Raw genomic sequence first — 1793 nt, 5'->3', positions numbered from 1 at the left:
TGAATTTTGATCGTGAACAACTCAAGGTAGTCCAAGGCAAGGGCAAGAAAGACCGTTATGTACCACTCTCCAAACATCTTATTCGCGGACTCAAAACCTACATCGAAGCCGAAAAACCAAAAGTCTATCTTTTCAACGGACAACCTCAAGGCATAGCGGGAGGCGATTTTGACTCTCGCTATTCCCAGCGTGGGGTGCAATGGGCAGTCAAGCAAGCCTGCAAGGCAGCAGGAATCGAGAAAGAGGTGTGCGTGCATACGCTCAGGCACACTTTTGCCACGCACTTGCTCGAGGACGGACTCGATATTATCAGTTTGAAAAACCTTTTGGGACACGAGCAAATTGAGACTACAATGGAGTATTTGCATATTGCGCAGCTCGATACGATAAAAGCCTTTAGTCCTCTTGATACTTTGTTTGCAAAATGCAGCCGCAAGTAGCCATGGAGCGCGGTCAGTGTGAAGTAGCGCATGTACTAGAGAAACTGGGTAATAAAATAGAAAATTTAGGACTCAACACCTGGCAATTACGCACTTTATCAGCTGTGAGAAGATGCCGCACCGCAGCTTTGGGTGGTCATATCGATGCGTGTGACAACTGCGGAAAAATCAGCATTAGTTACAACTCGTGTCGCAACCGCCATTGTCCTAAATGTCAGGGTAAAAACAGAGACGATTGGATACAAGCTCGTCAGAGCGAACTCTTACCAGTTCCATACTTCCATGTCGTTTTTACTTTGCCTGATAGCATCAATAGTCTAGCGATGCAAGATCCGCGATTGATGTATAATATACTTTTTGAGTCGGCTTGGGAAACGATTAAAACCTTTGGCAAAAAGAAAGAAGTCCAAAGCGGAATGATTGCTGTACTTCATACTTGGGGACAGAATTTAAGTTTACATCCACACTTGCATTGCATCGTGCCTGGTGGTGGCGTGGACAAAAATGGCAATTGGCAAAACATAAGAGGTGATGGTAAATTTTTGTTTCCAGTCAAGGCGTTGTCCAAAGTTTTTAGGGCAAAATATTGCGAGAAACTAAAAGAGAGAAGTCCTGATAATTATACCAAAGTCAAGAAACAGTTATGGGAGAAGCAATGGGTGGTGTTTGCCAAAAAGCCTTTTGGAAGTCCAAAATCAGTCATTGAATATTTAGGTAGATACACTCATAAAATAGCTATTAGTAATAACCGAATACAAAGTGTTGACGATAAAAACGTGACTTTTACGTACAAGGATTACCGTCAAAACGGGTTCAAGAAACAAATGACGCTCACGCACGAGGAATTTATCCGAAGGTTTGCCATGCACATTTTGCCCAAACGCTTTGTAAAAATACGGCACTATGGTTTTTTGAGCAGCAACTGGAAAAGAGAAAAATTAAAACTTTTACAGGAAAAACTAAAGGTAAAAGTACTGGAAAAAGCAGAGCAGAAACCTTTTCTCCCCAAATGCCCTTGTTGCAAAACAGGCAATTTACATCGAATAGCGGTTTTTGACCAGCGTGGTCCTCCTCCCGAAGTGTCGGGATGGTATCTTAGCGATAGCCAAAGCTCAAGTCCTTGTATAAGTTAACTTTATGGGTAAGGGAAGTTGTGACTAATCCCGAAACTTCGGGAAAGGAAAACAAGAGAAAAACCGACCTTTTTGCACTGCAAAAAAAAAGAGGACTCTAAATCCTCTTGATATTCATTAATATACATTACGATAACTCCATAGTGTTGACGGCATGTAATCGGTTCCGTTCAACCGCGGGTTCATTGTTCGTTCTTCGAACGCAACGAAACCCTAGCTG

2 protein-coding genes are annotated in these 1793 nt (G+C 42.5%); both read left to right on the top strand.

All coding sequences use genetic code 11. The features are described 5' to 3' along the window. Window positions 1-440: tyrosine-type recombinase/integrase (locus BUB42_RS15975; protein ID WP_170857247.1), on the top strand; the 440-nt coding region annotated here is incomplete at its 5' end. Further along, window positions 425-1573, top strand: coding sequence for an IS91 family transposase (locus tag BUB42_RS15970; protein WP_073022162.1), 1149 nt, complete (start codon window positions 425-427; stop codon window positions 1571-1573). The genes BUB42_RS15975 and BUB42_RS15970, both read left to right, overlap by 16 nt. The last annotated feature ends 220 nt before the right edge of the window (window positions 1574-1793 follow it).

Source organism: Flavobacterium micromati (assembly GCF_900129585.1).
Lineage (GTDB): Bacteria > Bacteroidota > Bacteroidia > Flavobacteriales > Flavobacteriaceae > Flavobacterium > Flavobacterium micromati.
Note: the sequence above shows the minus strand (reverse complement) of the source record. Positions and strands in the feature narration are given on the sequence as shown.

Excerpts from the sequence above, each read along its gene's own strand:
- BUB42_RS15970 (WP_073022162.1), top strand. The coding sequence starts at position 425 with ATGCAGCCGCAAGTAGCCATGGAGCGCGGTCAGTGTGAAGTAGCGCAT.